Genomic DNA, 4417 nt, shown 5'->3' on the forward strand with positions numbered 1-4417 from the left:
CGGGTGGCTCGCCGCCGTCCCGCTGCTCGCCTTCACGGCCGTCGCCTTCGGCGTGCCCGCCGTCGCCATGCTGAACGGCGCCTTCACCGTCAAGGACCAGGCCACCGGCGCCACCGCGTACACCGCCGCCAACCTCACGGCCTCGCTGCACGGCGCCTACCTCACGGCGCTGCTCGGCAGCGTCAAGCTGTCGGCAGTCTCCGCCGCCATCGGCGCGGTCCTCGGACTGCTGCTCGCCCAGGCCGTGGTGACCTCGCGCTTCCGCGCCCTGCGCGAGGCCGTGCTGACCGCGTCCGGTGTGCTCGCCAACTTCGGCGGCGTGCCGCTCGCCTTCGCCTTCGTCGCCACCCTCGGCAACTCCGGTGTCGTCACACGGCGGTTCGGCCTGACCGACAAGGGCTGGGACCTCTACAGCTTCTGGGGCCTGACCCTCGTCTACCTGTACTTCCTGATCCCGCTGATGGTCCTCACGATCACGCCCGCACTGGAGGGCCTGCGCTCCCAGTGGCGCGAAGCCGCGCAGAACAGCGGCGCCACGCACGCCCAGTACTGGCTGCACGTGGCGCTGCCCGTGCTCACGCCCTCCCTGCTCGGCGGGTTCGTGCTGCTCTTCGGCAGCGCCTTCGCCGCCTACGCCACCGCGGCCGCCATGGTGGGCAGCTCGATCCCACTGGTCACCCTGCAGATCGCCGACGCCCTGTCCGGCAACGTTCTCGTGGGCCAGGAGAACGTGGCGCTGGCCCTCAGCCTCGACATGGTCCTGGTCGCTGTCCTGGTGATGGCCGTATACCTGCCCCTGCAACGACGGAGCGCGCGATGGCTCGCCTGACGTCCCGCACCCGCCCCGGACGAGGACTCGTCCTTCTCGCCGCCGGCCTGTACTTCCTGGTCCCGCTGGTCGCCTCCGTGATCTTCACGGTGGACGTCCCGGGCCAGGGCGTCACCTTCGACGCCTACAGCCGGATCCTGGGCACCGACGGATTCCTCAGCAGCCTGCTGCTCTCGCTGGAGCTGGCCGCCGCCACCATCGCCATCGTCCTGCTCCTGATGGTGCCCGCCATGGTGGCGCTGCGTCTCGGCGCGCCGAGGCTGCGGGCCGTCGTCGAGATCGTCTGCGCGCTGCCGCTCGTGGTGCCGCCCATCGCGTTCGTCGCCGGCATCAGCACGGTCCTGAAGTGGGGGCCCGACTACCTCTCCCGCACGCCGCTCTTCCAGACGTTCGTGGCCGTCCAGAACCCGGACTTCCCCTTCGTGCTCGTCCTCGCGTACGTCGTGATGGCGCTGCCCTTCGTCCACCGGGCCCTGGACGCAGGGCTGCGCGCCGTCGATGTACGCACCCTCGTCGAGGCCGCCCGCAGCTGCGGCGCCGGCTGGCCGCAGGCACTCGTGCGGGCCGTGCTGCCCAATCTGCGCGGGGCGCTGCTCAACGCCGCCTTCCTCACCCTGGCCCTGGTGCTCGGCGAGTTCACCGTCGCGCATCTGCTGGGCTTCAGGCCCTTCGCCGTGTGGATCGTGGACATCAGCGGCGCGCAGGCCCAGATGTCCGTCGCCGTCTCCGTGCTCAGCCTGCTCGTGACCTGGGTCCTGCTGCTCGCCCTCGCCGCCGTCGGCGGGCGTCGCACCCCCTCCCGTACCGCATCTCAGGGATGACACCGCCATGACCCTCACTGCCCCCGAGAACGAGAAGACCGCCCGGTCCGGTGCCGCGACCGTGGAGTTCCGCGGTCTGCGCCGCGCCTTCGGCGCCACCGTCGCGCTCGACGGCCTCGACCTCGCCGTGCGGCCCGGCGAACTCCTCGCCCTGCTCGGCCCCTCCGGCTGCGGCAAGACCACCGCGCTGCGCATGCTCGCCGGGTTCGAGCACCCCGACTCCGGTGAGGTGCTCATCGACGGCGAGGACGTCACCCGGGTACCGGCCCACCGCCGCGACGCCGGGATGGTCTTCCAGTCGTACAGCCTCTTCCCGCACCTCACCGCCCTGGACAACGTGGCCTTCGGGCTGCGCATGCGCAAGGTGCGCACCGCGCAGCGGCGTGCCCGCGCCGCGGAACTGCTCGACCTGGTCGGTCTCGGAGACAAGGGCGAACGCTTCCCGCACCAGCTCTCCGGCGGCCAGCAGCAGCGCGTGGCGCTGGCCCGCGCGCTCGCCCTGCGCCCGCGCGTCCTCCTCCTCGACGAGCCGCTGTCCGCGCTCGACGCCAAGGTGCGGCTCACCCTGCGCGAGGAGATCCGCCGCCTCCAGCAGGAACTGGGCATCACCACCCTGTTCGTCACACACGACCAGGAGGAGGCGCTGTCGATGGCGGACCGGGTCGCGGTGATGCGCGCCGGACGGCTCGAACAGTGCGCGGCGCCCGCCGAGTTGTACGGCCGTCCCGCCACCGCGTTCGTCGCCGAGTTCGTGGGCACGATGAGCCGGATCCCGGGGCGGCTCTCCTCGGGCGCGGTCGAGGTGCTCGGGCAGCGGCTGCCCGTCGACGGGGACGCACCCGCCGCGGCCGAGGTGGATGTACTGGTGCGGCCCGAGGCGGTGCGGGTGTCCGTGGACCCCGGCGGTGACGCGCACGTGGCCGCCACCGCGTTCCTCGGCGCCACCGTACGGCTGACCGTCCGCCTCGCCGACGCCACCGAGGTGAAGGCCGACCTGCCCGCGCACGAGGCCGCCGCGCTGACCGCCGGCGCCACCGTGACCGTGTCGCTGCCCCAGCGGCCGGTGCTCGTCGCCGAACGCGCAGGCTGAGGCAGCCGCCCCCGCGCGCAGGACTCTCCGCCGTTCCCCACCCCCCACGCACGAAAGAGAGAACCGTGACCCGACTCCCGCTCCAGGCTGTCCTGTTCGACATGGACGGCACGCTCGTCGACACCGAGCGGCTGTGGTGGGAGGCGGTGGAGCGGGTCGCGGCCGGCCTCGGCCGGCCGCTGGCGGAGCATGACCAGCAGCAGGTGCTCGGCCGTGCCGTGGAGCACACGGCCGACTGGCTGGCCGCGGTCACCGGCGCCCCGGCCGCGGGTGTCGCCGCCGACCTGCACCGTGAGTTCGCGGACCGCGTCCGCGGTGGCATCGTGCCCCGCCCCGGCGCACTCGACCTGCTCGACGCGCTCGCCCGCGACGGCATCCCCACCGCGTTGGTGACCGCCTCCCCGAGGGCCGTCGCCGACACCGTCCTCGAAGCGCTGGGCGCCGCCCGGTTCGCGGTCTCCGTCACCGCCGACGACACCGAGCACACCAAGCCCGCGCCGGACCCGTACCTCGCCGCGTGCCGGGCGCTCGGGGCCGACCCGGCCGGCTGTGTGGCCGTCGAGGACACCCCCACGGGCGTCGCCTCCGCCGAGGCGGCGGGGTGCGTGGTGCTCGCCGTGCCGTCGCTCGCCCCGATCGACGCGGCGCCCGGGCGCACCGTGCTGGCCAGCCTGGAGGGGGTCACGCCCGAGCGGCTGCGGGCCCTGCCGGCGAACGAGCTCCGGGTGATGACGTGGAACCTCTGGCTCGGCGGCAGCAAGGTCGACGACCACCGGGCCAAGCAGATCAAGGCCATCCTGGAGGCCGGCGCCGATGTCGTGGGTCTGCAGGAGACGGGCGGCACCGCGGCCGAGGAACTGGCGGAGGCGCTGGGCTGGTACCACCACCGGGCGGGCGAGAACCTCGGCGTCATCAGCCGCCACCCCATCGCGGCCCGTCTCGGGGACCCCGGCGTCGGCTTCTACGGCGCGGCGGGTGTCCGCATCCGCGTCGACGGCGGGCGCGAGGTCGACGTCTGGACGGCCCACCTCGACTACACGCCGTACGGGCCCTACGAGTCCGCCTTCGAGGGGCTGCCGGCGACCGCGCTGATCGCCCATGAGGAGGGGCGGCTCGCGCAGATGCGGGAGGCCCTGCGGTGGATCGGGAAGTCGGCCGAGGACGGCGTCCCGGTCGTGCTCGTCGGCGACTTCAACTGCCCCTCGCACCTGGACCGGCCGGACGTCGCGTGGCCGGTGACCCGGGCCGCCGAGGAGGCCGGGCTGCGCGACTCCTATCGGGAGGCCCACCCGGACCCGGTGCGCGACCCCGGCCACACCTGGTCCCCGATCCACCCGGTGCACGAGGACGGCAGCGGACGCCCCGAACCGCAGGACCGGATCGACTACGTCCTGCACCGCGGCCTGACGGTCCTCGACTCCCGCACGGCCGTCACCGGCACGCCGCACCCGTGGCCCGATGTCGCGGGCAACGACTGGCCGTCGGACCACGCGGCGGTGATCACCACCTTCGCGGTGCCCGCCTGACCGCATTCGGCGCGGCGCGCTGTGTGCCGGGGTACGACCGCACGCCGGGTGGACCGGGGTTCGGGGGCGTGGCGGACGGGCGGGGTCGGTCGGGCCCGGCGGGTGGCGGGCCGGCGGGCCGCCGCGCCGGGGGGGGGCGGGGGGGCCCCCC

Annotated in this window: 4 protein-coding genes; all 4 read left to right on the top strand. The window is 74.2% G+C overall.

All coding sequences use genetic code 11. The features are described 5' to 3' along the window. The coding region (locus ACFSL4_RS21925) for an ABC transporter permease (protein ID WP_381085485.1) at positions 1-829 on the top strand (829 nt) is incomplete at its 5' end. Further along, entirely contained in the window at positions 817-1650 is an 834-nt protein-coding gene (locus tag ACFSL4_RS21930) for an ABC transporter permease (protein ID WP_381085488.1), read from the top strand. The genes ACFSL4_RS21925 and ACFSL4_RS21930, both read left to right, overlap by 13 nt. A gap of 7 nt (positions 1651-1657) precedes the next feature. After that, on the top strand, positions 1658-2740 hold the full coding sequence (locus ACFSL4_RS21935; protein ID WP_381085491.1) for an ABC transporter ATP-binding protein: 1083 nt from the start codon (positions 1658-1660) through the stop codon (positions 2738-2740). Between the two features lie 65 nt (positions 2741-2805). Further along, positions 2806-4266, top strand: a complete 1461-nt coding sequence (locus ACFSL4_RS21940; protein WP_381085494.1) for an HAD-IA family hydrolase — start codon at positions 2806-2808, stop codon at positions 4264-4266. Positions 4267-4417 lie beyond the last annotated feature (151 nt).

Origin of the sequence: Streptomyces caeni (assembly GCF_042678285.1) — a bacterium.
Taxonomy (GTDB): domain Bacteria; phylum Actinomycetota; class Actinomycetes; order Streptomycetales; family Streptomycetaceae; genus Streptomyces; species Streptomyces caeni.